Below are 21,342 nucleotides of genomic sequence, written 5' to 3' on the forward strand. Positions count from 1 at the left end.
CTGATTTGATCTGCGTCAAAGGGGTTATTGTTTCATAATCTATTTTTCCCGCCCCCCTTCAGCTCCCTGTGATGGTCAGCCATTTCGGCCTCGGCGGCGCGGTGGCTTGCCGCGATGATCGCGGCCCCGGGCAGATAGGCGCGGATGCCCCGCACCACCGTCCGGGCGGTTTGCGGATCAAGCCCCTCGGTGGGCTCGTCCAGCAATAAGATATTGGGCTTTCTGAGCAATGCGCGCGCCAGGGAGAGCCGGCGCGACTCGCCCCCGGAGAGGCCCGCGCCCCCCTCTCCCAACATGGCGTCGAGCCCGCCGCGCTCGGCCACGACCTGGTCGAGCGCGACCGCGCACAGCACCTCCCAGGCGGCCTCGTCGGTCAGGCCGTCACGGGCGAGCGCCAAATTGTCGCGGACGCTGCCACCCAGCAATGCGCTGCGCTGCGGCAAAAGCGTAAGCCGCTGGCGCAGCTCTGATTCGGGCCAATCGGCCAGCGCCGCGCCCAGACAGCGAATCTCCCCCCCCGCCACCGGGACGACGGCGGCGAGCGCGTCCAGCAGCGTGCTCTTGCCTGCCCCGCTGGCGCCGCTGATCACCAGCATCTCGCCCGGGGCGACGGAAAAGCTCAGCCCCTCGACCAGCGGCCGGGCGCGGCCGGGGCGCATCAGGGTGACCTCGCGCAGCTCAATGCCTCGGTCGGGGTCGACTGCCGGCAGGGTCTTTGCTGCGGCGACCGGCGCCGGCCCTGCGGGCACATCGGCCAGCACCCGGGCGGCGGCGTCGCGCATGCGGCCGATCTCGCCCACGCCGCGGCGCAGCGGCAGAATGGTCTCGGCCAGCGCCAACGCCACGAAGACGCCGATCGCCGCCTGCGCCGCGTCGATGCCTCCGGCCGCCACCAGCCCGCCGGAAAGGCCCAGCATCAGCGCGGTGATCAGTGCCACCAGCGATGACAGGGCAAAGCCCGCGCCGCCGTCGATCCGGTCAAGCAGATCGTGGGCGGCGCGCGCCTCGGCCTCCTCGGCGTCGATGCGGGCGCGCCAGTCCGGCAGGGCGCCCTGCAGGATCGCCTCGCGCTGGCCCCGGAACAGGCCGATGGCGCCGCGCCGCAGCGCCTGCATCGCGGCCTCGGCCCGGGTGGAGGGCGCCAGGGTCCGCGCCGCCACCCGCAGCAGCACCAGCGCCCCACCGACCAGGTAACCGGCGGTCAGGCTCACCGCCACCAGCGGGGTGACCAGCCAGGCGATCAGCACGAAGGCCACCAGATGGGTCACCAGCCCCGCTGCCACCGGCAGCGCCAGCCTGAGCGCGACACCGTCCAGCGCGTCGACATCCGCTGTGATCCGGGTCAAGGCCGAGGCTCCGCGCAGCCGGCGCAGCGCCTCCATCGGCCAAAGCTCAAGCCGGCGCATCAGGCTGACCCGCAGGGCAGACAGCGCGCGCAGCGTCGCGTCATGGGTCAACAGCCGTTCGCCATAGCGCGCCGCCGCCCGCCCCAGCGCCAGGAACCGCACCCCGGCCGAGGGGCGAAAGACATCGAAGGCGATGCCGATGCCGGCGACCCCCGCCAGCCCGGTGGCGGTGATGAACCAACCCGACAGGCCCAGCAACGCCGCCCCCATGATCAGCACCACCACCGTCAGCGCCGCGCCGCGCCCCATCGCCCAGGGATCGGCCGACCAGAGGAGTTTCAGGATTTGCCACAGGTGTTTCATGCCGCCGCCTCCAGATCGACCACCCGGTCCATCGCCGCGCAGAGCGCCGCGTCGTGGGTGGCGACAATCACCGTGCGCCCCTCGGCCCTGAGATCGGCCAGCGCCGCCGTGATCTCGGCCGCCGTGGCGCGATCGAGATCGGCGGTGGGTTCGTCCGCCAGGATCACATCGGCCCCGGACAGGAAGGCCCGCGCCAGCAACAACCGCCGCGCCTCGCCCCCCGAGACACCGGCGCCGGTTTCCCCCAGATGGGTGTCGAGCCCTTCAGGAAGGCCCGCGACGATATCGGTCGCCCGCGCCCGGGCCAGCGCCTCGTTCAGATCGGCACCGGAGCCATGCGGGTCGAGGAAGGCGCGCAGGGTGACATCCGGCACATGCACCGACTGCGGCACAAAGGCGACGCGGGCGCGCCAGCCATCGGCGGTATCGTCGTTCAGGGGCTGGCCCGCGACCGTGATCTCGCCGCTCTCGGGTTGCAAAAGCCCGGCGGCGAGGTCGAGCATGGTGGATTTCCCCACCCCACTGGGGCCGCGCAGAGCAACGCTTTCGCCCGGCTCCACCACCAGATCGGGCAGCGCCCGGCAGGCGCCACCCCGGGTCAGGCTGACGCCCCTCATCTGCAACCGCGCAGGCCCCTCCAGCCGCGGCGCCGGGGCGCCCTGGCCCAGCACCGGCGGGCTGTCCCGTTCGGCCAGCGCCTGCAGCTCGGCGCTCACCGCGTCGGCCGAGGCCTTGTCGTGCCAGGCCGAGGCCAGATCGCGCAGCGGCTGGAAGAATTCCGGCGCAAGCAGCAGGATGAACACGCCTTCGCCCAGCGTCAGCGGCGTCGCCCAGGCGCCGATGGTGATCTCTCCCAACAGGGAAAAGCCGGTATAGACGGCGACCATCGCCACCCCGATGGCAGCGAACAGCTCCAGCACCGTGGAGGACAGGAAGGCCACCCGCAGCACCGCCATGGTGCGCTTGCGCAGCCCCTCGGCCTTGTCGGCGAAATCGGCGCGCGACCGGTCGGCGGCGTTCAGCAGCAGGATATCGGGCAGCGCCGCGATGCGGTCGATCAGCAGCGCGTTCATGTCGCCGATCTGCGCCATCTGGCGTTCGCTGGCCTCTTTCGCGGCCATGCCGACCAGCGCCATGAAGACCGGTATCAGCGGCCCCGAGATCACCAGGATCAGCCCGGCGATCCACGAGACGTAGAAGGTGCAGGCCAGATAGACCAGCGGCAGCACCGCGGTGCGCGACATCGCCGGCGTGTAGCGCGAGATATAGGGCCCGACCATCGCCAGCTTTTCCGACAGGAGCGCCGCCAGATCGGCCGAGGACACCCGGCGATCCATCCGCAGCGCCTCGCGGTCCAAAAGCAGCCGGCGCCGTTCGGCAATCGCCAGATCGGCGGCGGCAAAGGCCCGGCGCGCGCCCATCCGGTCGGCCCCGGCCCGCGCGATCCCCAACGCCGCAAAACCCGCCGCCGCCATCCAACCGGCCCCGCCCAGCGTACCGGCCGCCCATTGCGCCACCACCCAGGCGATCAGCCCCGCCTGCAACGGCCAGAGCACGCCCGAGGCCAGCGCCCAAGAGGAGGATTGCCTGAGCAGCCGTTTCGGCGCGGCGGTGATCAACTGGCGGGCGGAGGGCTTGGCGGGCATGGGGTGTCTGGATCCGGGTTTGCGGGGCTTGGAATTCAACGCCGCCCAGGGCCTGGCGACGGGCGTAATCTAGCCCGGAAACTCCGGGGTGCCAGCGATCCGCCTGCGCCGGAATGACGCGCCCGGGTGCCTCGACGCCCTGTTTCCGGCCCGATCGGGGCCGGGGGCGGCGTCAGGTCGCAGGCTCCAGCGCCTCGCGGCCGCGCTCGGTCAGCAGCCAGCATTTGCCGTCCTCGATCACCGCCGGATGCAACGGCCGGCCATAGCCGGTACCGCCATCGAGGTCGATCCGGTTGCCGAAATGCTGCGGATACTCCAGCGCCGTATGCCCGTGCACCACCAACCAGGGGTGCGGGTCCGGATGATCAAGGAATTCGTCGCGGATCCAGATCAGATCCTCCGGATCCTGATCCGCCAGCGCCACCCCGGGGCGCAGCCCGGCGTGAACGAACAGCAGCCCCTCGCGCTCGAGCACCCTCGGAAGGGCGCCGAGAAAATCCCGATGCGCCGCCGGTACCGCCTGCCGCGTCGCGGCGAAAAGATCAGGCAAGGGCACCTCGGCGCCGGCCTCGATGCCATAGGAGGCCAGCGTGGTCAGCCCGCCCACCTTGTGATGCGTCCAGGTGATGCCCGAGCGGATCCGCGCGTCATGCACGCTGCCGTCCTGCAGGAAGCGCGCGAACATGCGGTCGTGATTGCCCAGCAGCACCTGCCAGTTCCGTCCCGCCGCGATCCCCTGCATCAGAGTGTCGATCACCGCGCGGCTTTCCGGGCCGCGATCGACCAGATCGCCGGTAAAGATCACCTCGGCGCCGCCGCCGCCATCCGCCTCGATCAGATCGAGCGCGCGGTCTAGGTAATCGCGCCGCCCATGGATATCGGCCACCGCATAGATCGGTTCAGTCATCGCGTCCGCCTCCGGTTCCGGCTCTGCCCGGGACAGGCCCGTGATGCCCCAAATGGCCACCGGGGGAAAGGCCCGCCACCGGCCCCGGCGCAGGAAAACCTGCATTCGCCATCAATCTTCTTTGCGAACGACCCGTCCTGAGGCAGCCTCAGGACGGGCGCGGCCGGGAGGGGGACCGGGACGCCCAGGCAAGGCCGGCGCGCGGATATCGCGACCGGCCCAAATGAAAGGGACGGAACACATGAACGGAATTGCACGGTATTTCATGCTGCTTGGGGTGATCTCGGCCATTCTGGGCATGACCTGGGGCATCCAGATGTCGGCCAGCGGCAATCACACGATGGCGGCAGCGCATGCGCATCTGAACCTGTTGGGATGGGTGAGCTGCGCGATCTTCGCCTTCTACTATCACTCGGTTCCCTCGGCAGCGGACAATCCGCTGGCGCGGGTGCATCTGCTGATCGCCACCGCCGGGCTGATCACCATCGTGCCGGGGATCGTCATGGCGCTGCAGCGCGAGGGCGAGACCTTGGCCAAGATCGGCTCGATGCTGACCCTGCTGTCGATGCTGGTCTTCGCGGGGGTGGTGCTCAAGGGCGGCCGGGCGCGGCGCAGCCCCGCCTGACCCATACCAAGCGAAAGGGCCGCCGCACCCGGGGGATGCGACGGCCCTTTCATTTCCTTACAAGGCTCCGGCCGGACGGCCAGCCGGTCAGGCGACCTCGAATTCCAGCGGCTTGACCTGACGGAACAGGCCGGTGGCTTGCAGCGCCTCGACCGCTTCGGCTTTCAGCGGCTCGTCAAGATAGGCGATGGCGATCGCCTCACCGCCCTGGGCGGCACGGCCGAGGGTGAAGTTCGCCACGTTGGCGTTGTTTTCGCCCAGCAGGGTGCCCAGCTTGCCGATGATCCCCGGCACGTCGAGGTTGGTGGTATAGAGCATATGCCCGCCCACTTCGGCGTCGATGTTGATGCCCTTGATCTGGATGAAGCGCGGCTTGCCGTCCGAGAAGACGGTCCCGGCCACCGAGCGTTCACGGCTTTCGGTCACGACGGTCAGCTTGATGTAGCCTTCGAAGGCGCCCGACTTGTCCTGATTGGTGGTCGAGATCTTGATGCCACGTTCCTTGGCGGCGACCGGAGCAGAGACCATGTTCACGTCCGGGTTGAACTTTTTCATGATCCCGGCCACGGCGGCGCAGTTCAGCGCCTCGAGGTTCATGGTGGCGGCCACGCCGTCATAAAGGATGTTGATCGCCTTCACCGGCTCTTCGGTCATCTGACCGATGAAGTTGCCCAGATGGCCGGCCAGCTTGATCCAGGGGCCCATCACCTTGGCTTCCTCGGCGGTGACCGACGGCATGTTCAGCGCGTTGGTGACGGCGCCGGTCAGCAGGTAATCCGACATCTGTTCGGCGACCTGCAGGGCGACGTTTTCCTGCGCCTCGGTGGTGGCGGCGCCCAGGTGCGGGGTGCAGACCACGTTCGGCAGGCCGAACAGCGGGTTTTCGGTGGCCGGTTCAACCGAGAAGACGTCGAAGGCGGCACCAGCAACATGGCCGGACTTGATCAGCTCGGCCAGCGCCGCTTCATCGACCAGACCGCCGCGGGCGCAGTTGATGATCCGCACGCCCTTCTTGGTCTTGGCGAGGTTTTCCTTGCTGAGGATGTTGCGGGTCGAGTCGGTCAGCGGCACGTGCAGGGTGATGAAATCAGCACGCTTCAGCAGCTCGTCGAGATCCTCGATCTTCTCGACGCCCATCTTGTCGGCCTTTTCCTGGCTGAGGAAGGGGTCGAAGGCGATGACCTTCATCTTCAGGCCACGGGCGCGGTCGCAGACGATGCCGCCGATGTTGCCGGCGCCGATCACGCCCAGGGTCTTGCCGGTCAGCTCGACCCCCATGAACTTGGATTTTTCCCACTTGCCGGCCTGGGTCGAGGCAGAGGCCTCGGGGATTTGCCGGGCGACAGCGAACATCATGGCGATGGCGTGTTCGGCGGTGGTGATCATATTGCCGAAGGGCGTGTTCATCACGATCACGCCTTTCTTCGATGCCGCTTCCTTGTCGACGTTGTCGACCCCGATGCCGGCGCGGCCGATCACCTTCAGGTTGGTGGCGTTTTCCAGGATCTTGTCGGTCACCTTGGTGGCCGAGCGGATCGCCAGACCATCATAGTTGCCGATGATTGCGGCCAGCTTGTCCTTGTCCTTGCCCAGGTCGGGCTGGAAATCGACCTCGATGCCACGATCCTTGAAGATTTGAACGGCGGCGGGCGACAGTTTGTCGGAAATCAGAACTTTGGGGGCCATGTCAGGCACTCCTTCGAAAGTCGGAAATAGGAAGGAAGACGGGCTGCAGCCCGCGCTACCGGAAACGGTGGAAACAGAGGCGTGGGGCGGGCCGAAGCCCGCCGCCGGCTCTTATTCCTGCTCTGCGATGCAGACCTCGAAGGCCCACTTCAGCCAGAGCGTCAGTTTCTCCAGGTCAGCGGCTTCGACGGTGGCGCCGCACCAGATGCGCAGGCCAGCCGGCGCATCGCGGTAGGAGCCGATGTCATAGGCGGCCTGATAGGTTTCCAGCTTCTTGGCCACAGCCTTGGCGAAGGCCGCCGGATCCTTGATCCGATCGTCGGTGAACTTCAGGCAGACAGAAGTGTTCGACCGGGTCGCCGGATCCTCGGCGAGGTTGTCGATCCAGTCGTATTCGTCGCAGAAGTCCCAGATGATCTTGGCGTTGAAATCCGCGCGTTCCATCAGCTTGGGCAGACCACCGACCTTCTTGCCCCATTCGAGGGCGACCAGATAGTCTTCGACCGCCAGCATCGAGGGCGTGTTGATCGTCTCGCCCTTGAAGATACCTTCGATCAGCTTGCCGCCCTTGGTCATGCGGAAGATCTTCGGCATCGGCCAGGCCGGGGTATAGGTCTCAAGACGCTCCACCGCGCGCGGGCTCAGGACCAGCATGCCGTGACCGCCTTCGCCACCCATCACCTTCTGCCAGGAGAAGGTGGTGACATCGAGCTTGTCCCAGGGCAGATCCTGCGCGAAAGCGGCCGAGGTCGCGTCGCAGATGGTCAGACCTTCGCGGTCGGCCGGGATCGCATCGCCATTCGGCACGCGCACGCCCGAGGTGGTGCCGTTCCAGGTGAAGACGACGTCGGTGTTGAAATCGACCGTGGCGAGATCAACGATCTGGCCGTATTCGGCGGTCTTCACCTCGGCGTCGATCTTGAGCTGTTTGACCACATCGGTCACCCAGCCGGCGCCGAAGCTTTCCCAGGCCAGCATGGTGGCCTTGCGGGCGCCGAGCATCGACCAGAGGGCCATTTCCACGGCACCGGTGTCCGACGCGGGGACGATGCCGATCTTATAGTCAGCGGGAATCCCGAGAATCTCGCGCGTCGTTTCGATCGCGGCTTTCAGCTTGTCCTTGCCGACAGCGGCACGGTGCGAACGGCCGAGCGGCGCGTCGGCGAGCATCTCAAGATTGAAATGGGGGATCTTGGCGCAGGGGCCAGAGGAAAAACGCGGGTTAGCCGGCCGCGATACCGGGTGTTTGTCAGCCATGTGACATTAACCTTCCAGATAAGCGCCCCTCGTTGGGGAGGGGTGTCCCGCTGCTGGATATACTGGCGATTCGAGGATCGCGCAATATCGGTGATGTCGTGAAATTCTGTCGAAATGTCGCATTCCCGTGATGCGCGGTGAATGGCGTCTCCTATCGGAAACATGGGCTCCGATCCCCGCCGCCGCGCCCTGCCCCATTGCCCCCCGCCGCCGGTCCTGCTTTTCTGATCCCGGCCGCGCCACCGCGGCGCCACCCCGAAGGGAGACCACATGCAGATCGAGGGCCGCAACCGGCTGATGGTGACGACCTATTCCATCGCGCTGATGCTGATGATCGGCTGGCTTCTGCGGGTGGGCCAATCGATCCTCTTGCCGGTGCTGATGGCGGTCATCGTGGTCTATATCCTGACCACCGCCGCCGATGCGATGGTGCGCCTGCCGCTGATCGGCCGGCTGGGGCGACGCTGGCGACGGCTGATCGTGCTGATCGGCATCGTCGCCAGCGTGCTGATCCTGGCCGCCTTCATCACCTCGAACGCCGCGGCAATCTCGGCCGCCGTACCGAGATACGCCAATAATTTCGATACGCTGCAGGCCAGATTGCTGCACATCCTCGGCGTCGACGAATTGCCGAGCTGGGCCGAGCTGAGCCAGAAGCTGACCGACATGCTCGATATCTCGACCCTGATGCCGATCGTGCTCAGCACCATCACCAATGCCGGATCGGTGGTGGTGGCCGCCGCGCTCTATGCGATCTTCATCATCGCCGAACTCGACAGCCTGCCGGAAAAGACCCGCAGCGCGCTCGACCGCAGCCAGCAGGCCGAGCGCACGCTCGAGGTGGTGCGCCAGATCAACGAAAGGATCGGCGGATACCTGGCGGCGAAGACCCTGGTGAACGTGATCCTGGGCGTGGTGTCGCTGGGGGTGCTCTGGCTGCTGGGCATCGACTTTCCGGTGTTCTGGGCGATCCTGATCGCGATCCTGAACTATATACCCTATATCGGATCGGTCATCGCGGTGGCCTTCCCGGTGGCCACCAGCCTGGTGCAATACGCCTCCTTCGGCCATGCGGCGCTGGCGCTGGTGGCGCTGATGGGGCCGCAGATGATCGTTGCCTATTATATCGAACCGAAGTTCCTGGGCCGTTCGGTCAATCTCTCTCCCTTCACCGTGCTTCTGTCGCTGGCGATCTGGACCGCGCTCTGGGGCATGATGGGGGCGATCCTGGCGATTCCGCTGACCGCCATGGTGATGATCATCCTGGCCGAACTGCCCAGCACCCGGTTCATCGCCGTGCTGATGTCGGAAACCGGCGATCCCTGAGACCCGGAATAGAGGGCGAGAATGCCGCAGGGGCTGGCAACTGCCCCTGTGGCGGCGCTATTACCAGCGCGAATCCTGCATTGTTATCCCGGAGCGCTCCGATGTTTGTCGCCACCCTCATGACCTCTCCCACCGGGCCGGAAATGGACCCCGCCCTCGTTTCGTCGCTGCGCAACGCCTGGGGCGGCGGAGAGGCGACCTGGCTGGCCCCCGGCCGCGCGGCGGAGTTCTCGCTGCCCGAGGTGCCGGAGAATCGCTGGGACGTCTGGAACGACCTGCAGAAGATGGGCGTCGATCTGGTGGTGCAACCCGCCGAGGGGCGGAAGAAAAAGATGCTGCTGGCCGATATGGATTCGACCATGATCCAGCAGGAATGCATTGACGAGCTGGCCGATCTGGCCGGTGTCGGCGATCATGTGAAGGCGATCACCGCCCGCGCGATGAACGGAGAGCTCGACTTCGAAGGCGCGCTGATCGAACGGGTCGCGCTGTTGCAGGGGCTGCCGGCGCAGGTGATCGAACAGGTGCTTGAGGAACGCATCACCCTGATGCCCGGCGGCAAGACTCTGCTGGCCACCATGCGCGGCAACGGCGCCTATGCGGTGCTGGTCTCGGGCGGGTTCACCGCCTTCACCAAGACCGTGGCGGCCTGGCTGGGGTTCGACGAGAACCGCGCCAACACGCTGATCATCGAGGGCGAGGTTCTGGCCGGCAAGGTGCAGATGCCGATCCTGGGCCGCGCCGCCAAGGTCGAGGCGCTGGAACAGGTGACCGCGCGGCTCGGGCTGTCCGAGGCCGAGGTGATCGCCGTTGGTGACGGCGCCAACGATCTGGGCATGCTGGGCCGGGCCGGCACCGGGGTTGCGCTGCACGCCAAGCCGGCAGTGGCGGCGGAATGCGACGTGCGGGTCAACTTCGGCGATCTGACCGCGCTGCTTTATATTCAGGGCTATTCGGTCGAAGATTTCCTGGACTGAGCGATGTGCGGGCAGCCCTGACGGGCTGCCCCCCGGATCAGAGATAGCGGCCGCCGCGCTGCAGAACCTCGATCTGATAGCCGTCGGGATCGGCGACGAAGAAGAACTTGGCGATCACCTCGCCGCCCGGGGCGAATTCCACCAGCTTGCGCGGCGCCAGGCCCTCGGCCTCGAACCGGGCGTGCTCGGCCTCCAGGTCCTCGACCGAAACCGCCAGATGACCGTAACCGTCGCCCAGATCGTAAGGCGTGGTCCGGTCCTTGTTGATGGTCAGCTCGAGTTCGAATTCGGTTTCCGGATTGCTGAGATAGACCAGCGTGAAATCGGGAAAATCCAGCCGGTCGGCGACCTTCAGCCCGAAGGCCTTGTCATAGAAGGCAACCGAGCGGGCCTCGTCGAACACGCGGATCATGCTGTGGATCTGTTTGGCCATCTGCCTCTCCAGTCTTGCGTTGCGCCCGGCGCCGTCTTGCCGGACCATGGGATTCGCCCCCCGGATCGCATGAGGACCCGCCGATGTCCAACCCCCCGCAGGCCAGGCTGACGCTCTATGCCTATCCGCCCAGCTCCTACTGCCAGAGCGTGCGCATGATGTTGGCGGAATGCGGGCTCGAGACGCGGATGATCGAGGTCGATCCCTTCGCCGGCACCGACGCGATCCCGCATCCGTTCAACGCGGTGCCGGTTCTGGAGGAGGGAGACTTTCGGCTCTACGAGACCGCAGCGATCCTGCGCTATCTCGACGCCGCCCATGCCGGCGGGCGATTCACGCCCAGCCATCCGCGTGCCCTGGCGCGGATGGTGCAGGTCGAGGGGATCGCGGATTCGCAAGCGTATTGGCCATTGGTCCGACAGGTCTATGGCGAGCGGATCTTCGCGCCGCTGGAGGGGGAGCGCTCGAATGAAGCACTCATTGCGGAAGGGCTGGAGCGCGCACCGAGGGTTCTCGCCGCGCTGGAAGATATCGCCGCTGAAGGGCTGATCCTTTCCGGCAAGGCGCTGACGCTGGCGGATATCCATCTGGCCCCGATGCTGGGCTTCTTCGCCGCCGCCCCGGACGGGGCGAAGATGCTCGCCGGCTATCCCGCGCTGCGGGGCTGGTTCGGCGCAATTGCCCGGCGCCAGAGTTACCGCGGCACCAGCCCGCTTGCGGTTTAACCCGACATTCACCGCCACCACGCAGGCTATCGCCAGGGACAAGATCACCTTTCCCCTGCGGCCCGCGCGGGGAAAATCAACAGGCCCGATGAGCGGCGCCTAGCGCCCCGACGGGGCCGGCGCCGACCTCGACGATCGGGCTAGGCCATGCCCCACTTCTCAGCCGCCTGAAGGCGCCGTTTCCCGGTCGCGGCCATCGTTATCTTGCCCAGTGCGCGCGTCCCGGTCTATAGCCGATCTGACCCGACGACCGCACAGGAAGAGAGACCCATGTCCAACGCCCAACTGGAAGCCGCCATCGAAGCCGCGTGGGAAACCCGCGACCAGATCACCCCCCTGACCGGCGGCGAGACCCGCGAAGCCATCGAAGACACGCTGAACGCGCTCGACGCCGGCAAGCTGCGGGTGGCCGAGAAACAGGAAGACGGCAATTGGCACGTCAACCAATGGGCGAAGAAGGCGGTTCTGCTGGGCTTCCGCATCAAGGACATGGAGATGCAGGACGGCGGCCCGCAGGGCGGCGGCTGGTGGGACAAGGTCGACAGCAAGTTCAAGGGCTGGGGCGACAATGAATGGGGCGCCGCCGGTTTCCGCGCGGTGCCGAACTGCGTGGTGCGCAAATCGGCCTATATCGCGCCGGGCGCGGTGCTGATGCCCTCTTTCGTCAACCTCGGCGCCTATGTGGATTCGGGCACCATGGTCGATACCTGGGCGACCATTGGCTCCTGCGCGCAGATCGGCAAGAACTGCCATATCTCCGGCGGCGCCGGCATCGGCGGCGTGCTGGAACCGCTGCAGGCCGGCCCGGTGATCATCGAGGACAATTGCTTTGTCGGCGCCCGGTCGGAAGTGGCCGAAGGCGTGATCGTACGCGAAGGCTCGGTTCTGGGCATGGGGGTCTTCCTCGGCCAGTCGACCAAGATCATCGACCGCGAGACCGGCGAAGTCATGTATGGCGAAGTGCCGCCCTATTCCGTGGTCGTCGCCGGCTCGATGCCGTCGAAGAACGGCGTGAACCTCTATTGCGCGGTGATCGTGAAGCGCGTCGACGAACGCACCCGGTCGAAAACCGGCGTGAACGAGCTGCTGCGCGACTGACCCAGCGCGATTGGCGCAAAAACGGGGCGGCCCACCGGGGCCGCCCTTTTTTGTTGTTCCGGCCCCACCGTCGCCAGAGTGTCATCCGATTGTCACCCTGCGCGGTCTATCTGGCGCCATTTCCTGAAAGGCCGGCACATGGATGATATCGCCCCCCTCCTCTCCCTGGCGCTGAGCCTTGCGGAGGCAGCAACCGATCTGGCGGCCGAGACATGGCGCGGCGATCTGGCGGTCAGCTACAAATCCGACGGATCATCGCTCACCCAGGCCGATCTCTCCATCGAAGCCCTGTGGCGCGAGCGGATACGCCGACAGTTTCCCGCGCACGGCATCCTGGGCGAGGAATATGGCACCGACAGCGGCAGCAGCGCCTTTACCTGGGTTCTCGATCCGATTGACGGCACCCGCCAGTTCGGAGCCGGGTTGCTGAACTTCGCCTCGCTGATCAGCGTCTGCCGCGACGGCGATCCGATTCTGGGCATCATAGATTTGCCCATGCCCGGCGCCCGTTACGTCGCCGCGAGGGGCAAGGGCAGCCGTTTCGGCGGCCGTGTCGTCCACAGCAGCGGCCAGCGCGATCTGGGCGCGGCCGTCATCAGCCTGGCAAATCCGGACAGTTTCACCGGCGAAAACGCCGCCGGCTACGACAGGCTCAGATCGGCCGGGCGCGTCAGGGTCTTTGACGGTGGCGCCGCAGCTTACGGCGCGCTGTCCCGCGGGCTGATTGATGTCTGCCTGAACGGAAACGATCTGGACGCCTACGATATTTGCGCCCTGTGCGCGGTCGTGCAGGAGGCCGGCGGCACGATTTCAGACTGGCGGGGACAACCGCTGTCGCTGACATCAAAGGGTGGGATTGTCGCCTCGGCTTCCCCCAGCCTTCATTCGACTGTCCTGAAAAACCTGCTGTTGGACTGACCGCCGCCACCACAAACGAGAAGGGCGACCCGACTGGATCGCCCCCTGTTCCTCTTCCCGATCTGATCGGAAATCAGCCGGCCAGCAGCGTCCGGCTCTCATAGCTTTTCAGCGACATCCGCGCGGTCGGGCCATAGGCCTTTGCCCCCTGCTCAGCGACCTCGGGCATCAACCGCAACAGCTCGTCCCGGGTGTCGGGATCGAAGCTTGCCAGCGTCTCGTCGCCGGGGTGATAGCTTTCGCTTTCCAGCCCGTTGCCGGTGATGATCTGGTGGCGGTCGAACAGCAGGTGCACATAGGTCACGGCAGAGCCGTCGCGGCGCAGGCGGACAGTCCTGTCGTTCAGCAGATCCTTGGCCTTGACCAGGATTTCGCTCTCGCCAAACAGCAACTCGGCCCGGGCCGAGCGCAGCAGCACCCGGTGGTTCTGCGACAGTTCCACCCGGTCGTGTTCGCCCAGCGTCCCGGCCTCGATCACCACCGGGGCGTCAGGACCTTCGGCCGCGCGGGTGGCGCACCCGACCCAGCGCAGCGGCTGCGCCCCGTCATCGCGGGTCATCACCAGATCACCGGGCTGCAGGTCCTCGACCGCGACCAGCCCCTCGGGCGTCGCCACCAGGGTACCGGCGACCAGACAGGGCACCGTCGTCATCTTGACGAAGGCGGTATCGGTATTGCCCTCGCTGTCGGTCACCTCATAGGTGAAGGTATTGGTCTCGTCATCGCCGTCGGGGTGAATCGTCACCGTGCCGTCGGCGTTCAGCGTCACCTCCTCGCCCGAGGGCAGGGTGATGGTCTGGCCGGCCACGACATCCTGACCGTTGATCTTGGTGATGGTCAGCGTCGCGCCGGTGTGGCTGACGTCATTGGCCAGCAGGTCAAAGGTGCCCGAGTCGCCCTCGACCGTGATGACGTCGTCACCCGCGATCAGCGCGCATTGAATCGAATCCCCCGCAATCAGCAAGTTACTGTCGTATTTCGAATCCCCCGCGTCGGCGATGCCGATCTTGATGGTGTTGACCTTGCCCACGTTCACCGGCGCCTTCAGCGTCAGGGTGACGGTCAGACCGTCCATCTCGGTGTTGTAGGGATCGGTGCTGGCCGGGTTGTTGAGATAGAGGTTCGAGTTGCTGACGTTGTTGATGTTGTCGATGGTGATGTCGCCGGTGCCGACCGTCAGCTCGGCCTTGACACCATTGACCCAGATCCCCACCGCATCGTTGAAGCCCGAGTTGACGTATTCCAGGTATTCTTCCGAGGAGAACACCACCTGCATGGTCAGCGTATCGCCGTCCGGCACGAAAGAGGCCTCGAAAACCGCGGCATCATAGGTCTTCATGCCGGCAAGCTGGCTCAGGTCGGAATCGCCTGCCGTGCCCAGTTGCGTCGTGGTGCTGGCCGACTGGTTGGCGCTGCCCCAACTGTTGGTGATATCCGTGGCCTTACCGGTTGACAGGATCACCCCGGTGTCGGAAGGGGTGAGCTGCGGCGCCACCGCATCCCCGTTCGAATAGATCCCCGACGCCGCCGTGGCCCCGGTATAGGAGGCCGATACGATCTCGATCCCCGAACCGAACATGGACTCCGCCATGTCCATCGCGGATGCGGACGTGTCGATAGGAAGCTCAGTTGCCGAAACCATGGTATGCCTCAATCGTTATAGATGACAGCTTGGCGCCGCCTGTTCATATGCTCGTAGTCTGAATAAAGATTTGGGCAAAAATATGCACTTCTTTACTTTTTTTCCGAAAATTTGAATGCAATCTGCGGCGCTCAGGTAACGGTTGACCGCATCCCCCGGCTGGAGCTAAGGCAGGCGCCATGACAGAGAAGACGAAACGCTCGCGCCAGCAAGTCTATACGCTGCTGGTCCAGATCGGCCGCAAGGCCGGTGACGGCCTGCCCAAGGATGCGACCGGGGCAGCGCTGATGTGCTATGCCTCCGGCATCGACGAGGCCGAGGCGGTGCGCGAGACCGTGGCGATTCTGAAGCAGGCGGATACCGCGCCGCTCGATGTCACCGGCTATGGCACGCTGGAGGAACGCGAAGAGGCGGGCCACGAGATCGACGCCGAGGAACGCGCGCTGATGCAGCGGGCGCTGGATGAAAACGCGGTGATCGTGGCGCAGATGGTGCCCTTCTTCGGCGACGACCAGCTCGAACCGGACAGCCTGCTGAATTAAGCGCGCCGCGCTATTCCGCACCGCGGATTTTGAGTGTTCTTGCAGGGAAGAGGCCCCGCCTCACTCTGGCGATCCATGTCTTGGTCACAGCCATCCTGGCGCGGGCCATGATTTGCGGCCCGACGCGCAAAGTTCACTGCATGACGCCGAACCACTTGCGATAGATCTGCTCGTAGGTGCCGTTCTCGCGCAGCGCCAGCAGCGCCTGATTGGCGTCTTCCACCAGCCGGCTGCCAGTGGTGAAGGCGATGCCGTAGTTCTCGCGCAGGAAGACCGGACCGGCGAGGCTGCCATAGTCGCGGCCGACGTGGGTGGCATAATGGGCCAGGATCGGCGCATCGAAGACCACGGCATCAACCGAGCCGGCCTCGAATGCGCGCAGCATGGGATCGAGCGCGTCGTAGCCGATATAGCCGACCTCGCGCCGTTCGAGGAAGCCCGCCGCGGTAGAGCCGGAAATCGTCGCCACCCGCTTGCCGTAAAGATCGTTCACCGAATTCACTGAACCGCTGATCGCGTCCACCGTCATCACGGCGGTGATCTTCGCCACAAAGACCGAGACGATGAACAGCGAGGAGACGACCAGAAGCACGCCGAAGACCCGCCCGAAGAGCGTGCGCGGCACCCGTTCCTCGAAACCACCGTTCACCACCAAGTTCAGCGCCCACCAGAAGGAGGGGAACCAGGCCTCTTTCGCCGGGCGGTCGAAATAGGGCTGCGCGCGGCGTTCGAACAGCCACATCAGCATGCCTCCCCCCAGCAACAGCAGGAAGGCCACGCCGATCGCCAGCAGAAGATCGCGCGACATCAGCGCCCGCCACAGCGACGGCCCGCCGCTCTGCCCCACCGGCACCATGATCTGCAGCCCGGCCTCGAAGATCGGCTGGCTGAAATCCATCGTCACCTCGCGCGCCGAGGTGATCGAGATATTGGCGATCGCCAGATCGGCGCGGTTGTGGCTGATCGCATCCAGCATGTCGCTGAATTTCTCGACCCTTTCGATGCGATAATCCCAGCCCAGCGATTTCGCCAGGGCTTGCAGCAATTCAATGGAAAAGCCGGTATCCTTGCCCTCCTCGACCATCGAAAAGGGAGAGCGGGTGACCGTGGTCACGGTCAGGGTTTCGGCGCTGGCGGGTTGGATCAGGACCGTCACGGCCAGCAGAAGGGCGGCGAAAAGATGTTTCATCTGTCCCGGATTTTTCGCGCTGATTACGCATTATCCGGCATGGTAGCAAGATCAAGCCACGGATCAATCCAGCCAGAAGCCGGCGCGGGCTTGGCATTACCGGGTTTTCGCCGCAATTTAGCGGCAACTGGCCCCGCCGGCAGGCGGCGGGTGACCACAAGCACAGGAATTCATCCCATGGCCCCGATAGACCCCGTCCGCCTGACCGCCGATCTGATCCGTTGCCCCTCTGTCACGCCGGAGGAAGGCGGCGCGCTGGTGCTGCTGGAACGGCTGCTTGGCAATGCCGGGTTCGACTGCACCCGGGTGGATCGCGGCGGGGTGGCGAACCTCTTTGCCCGCTGGGGTGACAAGGGTCATGCCCGAACCTTCGGCTTCAACGGCCATACCGATGTGGTGCCGGTCGGCGATGCCGCCGCCTGGACCCACCCGCCCTTCGGCGCCGAGGAGGTCGATGGCATCCTCTATGGCCGCGGCGCCACCGACATGAAATCGGGCGTCGCCGCCTTTGCCGCGGCGGCGGTGGATTTCGTCATCGCCACCCCGCCCGAAGGCGCGGTGATCCTGGCGATCACCGGCGATGAGGAAGGCGACGCAGTGGACGGCACCGTGGCGCTGCTGGATTACATGGGGCAGACCGGCGAGGCGATGGCCGCCTGTCTCGTCGGGGAACCCACCTGCCCCAATACCATGGGCGAGATGATGAAGATCGGCCGGCGCGGGTCGATGTCGGCCTGGTTTACCGTGACCGGGGTGCAGGGCCATTCCGCCTATCCGCATCGCGCCAAGAACCCGCTGCCGGCGATGGCGCGGCTGATGGACCGGCTGGCCAGCCGCGAACTGGATCGGGGCACCGATCATTTCGACGCCTCGACCCTGGCGGTGGTGACCATCGACACCGGCAACCCGGCCAGCAACGTGATCCCGGCGCAATGCCGCGGCACCGTCAACATCCGCTTCAACGATCTGCACAGCGGCGCCTCGCTCAGCGCCTGGCTGAACGAGGAGGCCGCGCGCGCGGCCGAGGAGTTCGGGGTGAAGATCGACGTCGAGATCAAGATTTCGGGCGAGGCCTTCCTGACCGAACCCGGCCCGCTCAGCGATCTGGTGGCGGCGGCGGTCAAGGCGGAAACCGGCGTGACGCCGGAACTCTCCACCTCGGGCGGCACCTCGGACGCGCGGTTCATCAAGGCGCATTGCCCGGTGGTGGAATTCGGCCTGGTCGGCAAGACCATGCATCAGGTCGACGAATCCGTGCCGGTCGACCAAATTCGCCAGCTCAAGGCGATCTATTCCCGCATCCTCAAGGATTACTTCGCGTGAGGATTATCGAGGCCCGGACAGCAGCCGAACGTCAGGCCTGCTACGACCTGCGCTTCGAGGTCTTCGTCGACGAACAGGGGGTGACCCCGGAGAGCGAGATCGACGCGGCGGACGATCAGGCCACCCATCTGCTGATGCTGGAGGCGGAGGCGCCGATCGGCACCCTGCGCATCCTCTATGAGGCGGCGGATGCCCGCATCGGCCGGGTCTGCCTGCGCCAATCGGCACGCGGCAAGGGGCTCGGCGCCGCGCTGATGCGCGCCGCCCTTGCCGCCATCGCGGCCGGCCCGAAGGTCGACAAGATCAGGCTCAGCGCCCAGGTCTCGGTCCTCGGATTCTACGAAGGGCTGGGGTTCCTGGCCTATGGGCCCGTCTATGACGACGAGGGCATCCCGCATCAGTCGATGGAGCGCGCGGCGGGGTGAGGCCGGGAACCCTGGTCATCATGCTGAGAGAGCCGCGCCCGGGCCAGGTCAAGACCCGGCTGGGGCGGGAGATCGGCATGATCCCGGCCGCCTGGTGGTACCGGCATCATTGCGCCCGCCTGCTCCGCCGGCTGCGCGATCGGCGCTGGCGGATCGTGCTGGCGATCACCCCGGACCGGGCCACGGGATCGCGGCTCTGGCCCGCCGATCTGATCCGCAGCCCGCAGGGGCGGGACGATCTGGGGCAGCGGATGCTGCGGGGGCTGAGGCGGCCGGATGGCCCGGCCCGCGGGCCGGTCTGCCTGATCGGATCGGATATTCCCGATATCACCCGCGCCCATATCGCCCGCGCCTTTGTCGCACTCGGCGATCATGACGCCGTCTTCGGCCCGGCAGAGGACGGCGGCTTCTGGCTGGTCGGCGCCCGCCACCCGGCCCGGCTGCCACGCGACAGCTTCAACGGCGCCCGCTGGTCCAGCCGACACGCGCTTGCCGACAGTCTCGCCACCCTCTCCGGCCTGCGCGTCGCCCTGGTCGACCGGCTGCGCGATGTGGACTGCGCCGCCGACCTGCGCCCGCCGCCAACCGATTTCAAATGACGCCGCAACACCGAAGTGATAGGGCGAAATCATGACACGCATCCCTTCGAAACAGGAGATCCTCGACTGGATTTCCGCCCACCCCACCCAGTCCTCCAAACGGGACATCGCCAAGGCATTCGGGATCAAGGGATCGGACCGGATCGACCTCAAGCGCGTGCTGAAGGAGCTTGAGGGCGAGGGGCATCTGGAAAAGCGCAAGCGCACCTATCGCGATGCCGACCATCTGCCGCCGGTGACGGTGCTGCAGATCAAGGCGCCCAATCAGGACGGCGATCTGTTCGCCCGGCCGCTGGAATGGCACGGCGATGGGGTGGAACCCATCGTGCTGGTGATCCCGCGCGCCTCGGACCCCGCCCTGGGCGAGGGCGACCGCGTCCTCGCCAAGCTGACGCAGGTGCATGAAGAGGATCACAATTACGAGGCCCGGCTGATCCGTCGCATCGGATCGAACCCGCGCCGCATCCTCGGCATCTTCCGCAAGGGGGCGGAGGGCGGCCGTATCGTGCCGATCGACAAATCCGGCAGCAACGAATGGATGGTGCCGGAAGACGCCCGCCATGGCGCCAAGGATGGCGAGCTGGTCGAGGCCGAACAGTCCGGGCCGAAATCCCGCATCGGCCTGCCGCGGGCGCGGATCGTCGACCGGCTGGGCGACCCGAGCGCGCCCAAGGCGGTGTCGCTGATCGCGATCCACCAGCATGGCATTCCCGACGCCTTTGCCGACGCCGCGATCGAAGAGGCCGACCGCTGCAAGCCGGTGGGGCTGAGCGGGCGCGAGGATCTGCGCGACCTGCCGCTGATCACCATCGACCCCAGCGATGCCCGCGACCATGACGACGCCTGTTTCGCCCAGGCCGACGACGATCCGAAGAACCCCGGTGGACATGTGATCTGGGTCGCCATCGCCGATGTCGCCGCCTATGTCCGCCCCGGCAGCGCGCTGGACCGCGAGGCTTGGAAACGTGGCAACTCCAGCTATTTCCCCGACCGGGTGGTGCCGATGCTGCCCGACCGGCTGTCGGGCGATCTGTGTTCCCTGCACGAGGGCGTGCCGCGCGCCTGCCTTGCGGTGCGGATGCAGATCGACGCCAAGGGCCACAAGATCGGCCACCGGTTCGTGCGCGGGCTGATGCGCTCGGTCGCCTCGCTGAATTATGCCGAGGTGCAGGAGGCCGTCGACGGCAGCCCGAACGACCGCACCGAGCCGCTGCTCGACGATGTGCTGAAGCCGCTCTTTGCCGCCTATAACGCGCTGAAGCAGGCGCGGGACATCCGCCAGCCGCTGGATCTGGACCTGCCCGAACGCCGCATCATCCTCGCCGACGACGGCAAGGTGCAATCGGTCGCCTTCCGCGACCGGCTCGACGCCCACCGGCTGATCGAGGAATTCATGATCCTCGCCAATGTCGCCGCGGCCGAGACCCTGACCGAGAAACGCTCGCCGCTGCTGTTCCGCGTGCATGAAGAACCCGATCCCAAGAAGCTGGAGGCGCTGCGCGAAACCGCGCAGAGCGCCGGGTTCAACCTGGCCAAGGGGCAGGTGCTGCAGACCCGTCACCTGAACGCGCTGCTGAACCAGGCCGCCGGCACTGACGAGGCCGAGCTGATCAATATCTCGACCCTCAGGTCGATGACACAGGCCTATTACAGCCCCGAGAACTTCGGCCACTTCGGCCTGGCGCTGGCGAAATATGCTCATTTCACCTCTCCGATCCGGCGCTATGCCGACCTGATCGTCCACCGCGCGCTGATCGCCGCCCACCATTGGGGCGACGACGGGCTGACCGCCGATGAGATCGAGAGGCTGGAGAAGACCGCCGAGCATATTTCGGAAACCGAGCGGCGTTCGATGATGGCGGAACGCGACACCACCGACCGCTATCTGGCGGCCTATCTGTCGGAACGGGTCGGCACCGAATTCGCCGGCCGGATCAGCGGCATCGCCCGCTTTGGCGCCTTCGTCAAACTGGAGGAAACCGGCGCCGACGGGCTGATCCCGGTGCGTACGCTTGGCCGCGAATTCTTCCATTTCGACGCCGAGGCCGGCACGCTGATGGGATCGGACACCGGGCTGACCATCGCGCTTGGCCAGCAGGTCACAGTGCGTCTGACCGAGGCCACGGCAGTCACCGGCGGGCTGCAGTTCGAACTGCTGTCGCTGGGCGACAAGCCGCTGCCGCGCGGCCCGGCCCCGTCGCGGCGCGGCGCACCCAAGCGCAAGCTGTTGAAATCCAAGAAGAAGACCGACAAGCTGAAACGCAAGCTCCGACGGCAGTAAGACCGTCAGCCGCCTCGAGCGGCGCTGCGTCGCC

The 21,342-nt window shown here is 66.2% G+C and carries 19 protein-coding genes; 11 read left to right on the forward strand and 8 right to left on the reverse strand.

What is annotated here, in order from left to right; all coding sequences use genetic code 11:
- Positions 1–32 precede the first annotated feature (32 nt).
- From ACN0V4_RS15755 to ACN0V4_RS15765, 3 genes are all read right to left on the reverse strand, one after another.
- Entirely contained in the window at positions 33–1,709 is a 1,677-nt protein-coding gene (locus ACN0V4_RS15755; protein WP_417677796.1) for an amino acid ABC transporter ATP-binding/permease protein, read from the reverse strand.
- Positions 1,706–3,355, reverse strand: a complete 1,650-nt coding sequence (cydD, locus tag ACN0V4_RS15760; RefSeq protein ID WP_417677798.1) for a thiol reductant ABC exporter subunit CydD — start codon at positions 3,353–3,355, stop codon at positions 1,706–1,708. The genes ACN0V4_RS15755 and cydD overlap by 4 nt, the downstream gene beginning before the upstream one ends.
- A 172-nt stretch (positions 3,356–3,527) precedes the next feature.
- A complete protein-coding gene (locus tag ACN0V4_RS15765; RefSeq protein WP_417677800.1) occupies positions 3,528–4,262 on the reverse strand; it encodes a metallophosphoesterase in 735 nt (244 codons plus the stop codon).
- Positions 4,263–4,503: 241 nt separating this feature from the next.
- On the opposite strand from ACN0V4_RS15765, the gene ACN0V4_RS15770 reads away from it, so the two are divergent.
- Positions 4,504–4,887, forward strand: a complete 384-nt coding sequence (locus tag ACN0V4_RS15770) for a hypothetical protein (protein ID WP_417677802.1) — start codon at positions 4,504–4,506, stop codon at positions 4,885–4,887.
- Positions 4,888–4,974: 87 nt separating this feature from the next.
- Here ACN0V4_RS15770 and serA read toward each other — a convergent pair whose 3' ends face one another.
- Together serA and ACN0V4_RS15780 are read right to left on the reverse strand one after the other, a co-directional pair.
- Positions 4,975–6,573 (reverse strand): phosphoglycerate dehydrogenase, encoded by a 1,599-nt coding sequence (serA, locus tag ACN0V4_RS15775; RefSeq protein WP_417677804.1) that lies wholly within the window; start codon positions 6,571–6,573, stop codon positions 4,975–4,977.
- A gap of 111 nt (positions 6,574–6,684) precedes the next feature.
- Complete coding sequence (locus ACN0V4_RS15780) at positions 6,685–7,830, reverse strand: phosphoserine transaminase (protein ID WP_417677806.1); 1,146 nt, start codon at positions 7,828–7,830, stop codon at positions 6,685–6,687.
- Between the two features lie 270 nt (positions 7,831–8,100).
- Here ACN0V4_RS15780 and ACN0V4_RS15785 point away from each other — a divergent pair, with 270 nt between their 5' ends.
- Together ACN0V4_RS15785 and serB are read left to right on the forward strand one after the other, a co-directional pair.
- A complete protein-coding gene (locus tag ACN0V4_RS15785; RefSeq protein ID WP_417677808.1) occupies positions 8,101–9,156 on the forward strand; it encodes an AI-2E family transporter in 1,056 nt (351 codons plus the stop codon).
- Positions 9,157–9,257: 101 nt separating this feature from the next.
- Entirely contained in the window at positions 9,258–10,133 is an 876-nt protein-coding gene (gene serB / locus ACN0V4_RS15790; protein WP_417677810.1) for a phosphoserine phosphatase SerB, read from the forward strand.
- A 37-nt stretch (positions 10,134–10,170) separates the two neighbouring features.
- Here the strand turns inward: serB and ACN0V4_RS15795 are convergent, their stop codons facing one another.
- Entirely contained in the window at positions 10,171–10,566 is a 396-nt protein-coding gene (locus ACN0V4_RS15795) for a VOC family protein (RefSeq protein WP_417677812.1), read from the reverse strand.
- 83 nt (positions 10,567–10,649) lie between these two features.
- Between ACN0V4_RS15795 and ACN0V4_RS15800 the strand changes: the two genes are divergently transcribed.
- The 3 genes from ACN0V4_RS15800 to ACN0V4_RS15810 all read left to right on the forward strand — a co-directional run bounded on the left by ACN0V4_RS15800 (position 10,650) and on the right by ACN0V4_RS15810 (position 13,307).
- Positions 10,650–11,291, forward strand: a complete 642-nt coding sequence (locus tag ACN0V4_RS15800; protein WP_417677814.1) for a glutathione S-transferase family protein — start codon at positions 10,650–10,652, stop codon at positions 11,289–11,291.
- Positions 11,292–11,561: 270 nt separating this feature from the next.
- The gene (gene dapD / locus ACN0V4_RS15805; RefSeq protein WP_417677816.1) at positions 11,562–12,389 is read left to right on the forward strand and encodes a 2,3,4,5-tetrahydropyridine-2,6-dicarboxylate N-succinyltransferase; all 828 of its coding nucleotides are present in this window, start codon (positions 11,562–11,564) and stop codon (positions 12,387–12,389) included.
- A 138-nt stretch (positions 12,390–12,527) separates the two neighbouring features.
- Positions 12,528–13,307: an inositol monophosphatase family protein gene (locus ACN0V4_RS15810; protein ID WP_417677818.1), complete on the forward strand. Its 780-nt coding sequence runs from the start codon at positions 12,528–12,530 to the stop codon at positions 13,305–13,307.
- Positions 13,308–13,380: 73 nt separating this feature from the next.
- On the opposite strand, the gene ACN0V4_RS15815 is transcribed toward ACN0V4_RS15810, so the two are convergent.
- Positions 13,381–14,886, reverse strand: coding sequence for a choice-of-anchor L domain-containing protein (locus ACN0V4_RS15815; RefSeq protein ID WP_417677820.1), 1,506 nt, complete (start codon positions 14,884–14,886; stop codon positions 13,381–13,383).
- A gap of 242 nt (positions 14,887–15,128) precedes the next feature.
- Between ACN0V4_RS15815 and ACN0V4_RS15820 the strand changes: the two genes are divergently transcribed.
- A complete protein-coding gene (locus tag ACN0V4_RS15820) occupies positions 15,129–15,491 on the forward strand; it encodes a hypothetical protein (protein WP_417677822.1) in 363 nt (120 codons plus the stop codon).
- Between the two features lie 133 nt (positions 15,492–15,624).
- Here ACN0V4_RS15820 and ACN0V4_RS15825 read toward each other — a convergent pair whose 3' ends face one another.
- A complete protein-coding gene (locus ACN0V4_RS15825; RefSeq protein ID WP_417677824.1) occupies positions 15,625–16,680 on the reverse strand; it encodes a transporter substrate-binding domain-containing protein in 1,056 nt (351 codons plus the stop codon).
- A gap of 177 nt (positions 16,681–16,857) precedes the next feature.
- On the opposite strand from ACN0V4_RS15825, the gene dapE reads away from it, so the two are divergent.
- From dapE to rnr, 4 genes are read left to right on the forward strand one after another with little or no spacing between them, the layout of a single operon-like run.
- Positions 16,858–18,003, forward strand: a complete 1,146-nt coding sequence (dapE, locus tag ACN0V4_RS15830) for a succinyl-diaminopimelate desuccinylase (RefSeq protein ID WP_417677826.1) — start codon at positions 16,858–16,860, stop codon at positions 18,001–18,003.
- Positions 18,000–18,428, forward strand: coding sequence for a GNAT family N-acetyltransferase (locus tag ACN0V4_RS15835; protein WP_417677828.1), 429 nt, complete (start codon positions 18,000–18,002; stop codon positions 18,426–18,428). Before dapE ends, ACN0V4_RS15835 begins: the two co-directional genes overlap by 4 nt.
- A 20-nt stretch (positions 18,429–18,448) precedes the next feature.
- Positions 18,449–19,027, forward strand: coding sequence for a TIGR04282 family arsenosugar biosynthesis glycosyltransferase (locus ACN0V4_RS15840; protein WP_417677830.1), 579 nt, complete (start codon positions 18,449–18,451; stop codon positions 19,025–19,027).
- A gap of 31 nt (positions 19,028–19,058) precedes the next feature.
- Positions 19,059–21,308: a ribonuclease R gene (gene rnr / locus ACN0V4_RS15845; RefSeq protein WP_417677832.1), complete on the forward strand. Its 2,250-nt coding sequence runs from the start codon at positions 19,059–19,061 to the stop codon at positions 21,306–21,308.
- The last annotated feature ends 34 nt before the right edge of the window (positions 21,309–21,342 follow it).

The organism is Pseudodonghicola sp., from assembly GCF_048268305.1.
In the GTDB taxonomy this organism is placed as follows: domain Bacteria; phylum Pseudomonadota; class Alphaproteobacteria; order Rhodobacterales; family Rhodobacteraceae; genus Pseudodonghicola.

Bases quoted from the DNA above. Each gene is read 5' to 3' on its own strand.
- ACN0V4_RS15755 (WP_417677796.1), bottom strand. From the start codon at position 1,709: ATGAAACACCTGTGGCAAATCCTGAAACTCCTCTGGTCGGCCGATCCC.
- cydD (WP_417677798.1), bottom strand. From the start codon at position 3,355: ATGCCCGCCAAGCCCTCCGCCCGCCAGTTGATCACCGCCGCGCCGAAA.
- ACN0V4_RS15765 (WP_417677800.1), bottom strand. From the start codon at position 4,262: ATGACTGAACCGATCTATGCGGTGGCCGATATCCATGGGCGGCGCGAT.
- ACN0V4_RS15770 (WP_417677802.1), top strand. From the start codon at position 4,504: ATGAACGGAATTGCACGGTATTTCATGCTGCTTGGGGTGATCTCGGCC.
- serA (WP_417677804.1), bottom strand. From the start codon at position 6,573: ATGGCCCCCAAAGTTCTGATTTCCGACAAACTGTCGCCCGCCGCCGTT.
- ACN0V4_RS15780 (WP_417677806.1), bottom strand. From the start codon at position 7,830: ATGGCTGACAAACACCCGGTATCGCGGCCGGCTAACCCGCGTTTTTCC.
- ACN0V4_RS15785 (WP_417677808.1), top strand. From the start codon at position 8,101: ATGCAGATCGAGGGCCGCAACCGGCTGATGGTGACGACCTATTCCATC.
- serB (WP_417677810.1), top strand. From the start codon at position 9,258: ATGTTTGTCGCCACCCTCATGACCTCTCCCACCGGGCCGGAAATGGAC.
- ACN0V4_RS15795 (WP_417677812.1), bottom strand. From the start codon at position 10,566: ATGGCCAAACAGATCCACAGCATGATCCGCGTGTTCGACGAGGCCCGC.
- ACN0V4_RS15800 (WP_417677814.1), top strand. From the start codon at position 10,650: ATGTCCAACCCCCCGCAGGCCAGGCTGACGCTCTATGCCTATCCGCCC.
- dapD (WP_417677816.1), top strand. From the start codon at position 11,562: ATGTCCAACGCCCAACTGGAAGCCGCCATCGAAGCCGCGTGGGAAACC.
- ACN0V4_RS15810 (WP_417677818.1), top strand. From the start codon at position 12,528: ATGGATGATATCGCCCCCCTCCTCTCCCTGGCGCTGAGCCTTGCGGAG.
- ACN0V4_RS15815 (WP_417677820.1), bottom strand. From the start codon at position 14,886: ATGTTCGGTTCGGGGATCGAGATCGTATCGGCCTCCTATACCGGGGCC.
- ACN0V4_RS15820 (WP_417677822.1), top strand. From the start codon at position 15,129: ATGACAGAGAAGACGAAACGCTCGCGCCAGCAAGTCTATACGCTGCTG.
- ACN0V4_RS15825 (WP_417677824.1), bottom strand. From the start codon at position 16,680: ATGAAACATCTTTTCGCCGCCCTTCTGCTGGCCGTGACGGTCCTGATC.
- dapE (WP_417677826.1), top strand. From the start codon at position 16,858: ATGGCCCCGATAGACCCCGTCCGCCTGACCGCCGATCTGATCCGTTGC.
- ACN0V4_RS15840 (WP_417677830.1), top strand. From the start codon at position 18,449: ATGCTGAGAGAGCCGCGCCCGGGCCAGGTCAAGACCCGGCTGGGGCGG.
- rnr (WP_417677832.1), top strand. From the start codon at position 19,059: ATGACACGCATCCCTTCGAAACAGGAGATCCTCGACTGGATTTCCGCC.